Origin of the sequence: Falsihalocynthiibacter sp. S25ZX9 (assembly GCF_041205405.1) — a bacterium.
Taxonomy (GTDB): Bacteria; Pseudomonadota; Alphaproteobacteria; order Rhodobacterales; family Rhodobacteraceae; genus Falsihalocynthiibacter; species Falsihalocynthiibacter arcticus.
The window spans coordinates 1-330 of sequence record NZ_JBGFCD010000148.1; the positions used below are offsets into that span (position 1 = coordinate 1).

Sequence of the window (330 nt, forward strand, 5' to 3'; positions counted from 1 at the left end):
TTCAACAACCGTACGAGCGTGGTGTGTAAACCAGAGTGCCTCCTGCCGGTCTCCGTGCTGGTTGATGCGGGAACCGCCGAGGGACCAGATCGGATTGTGAATACCGTTTCCGGCTTTGACCTTTATGGCGGCGACCTAATCATCGTGGACTTTGGCACCGCGACCACCTTTGATGTGGTTGACCAAGATGGCGCCTATATCGGCGGTGTTATTTCGCAAGGCGTAAACCTGAGCCTCGAGGCGATTTCCCAAGCCGCCGCCGCCCTCCCTCACGTGGATGTGACCAAACCCGCCAAAGTTATTGGCACAAACACAGTTGCTTGCATGCAG

General features: G+C 56.4%; 1 protein-coding gene. It reads left to right on the top strand.

What is annotated here, in order from left to right; translation table 11 throughout:
* Positions 1–330, top strand: a 330-nt coding sequence (locus AB9F29_RS21660) for a type III pantothenate kinase (protein ID WP_369757218.1), incomplete at both ends; no start/stop codon positions are given.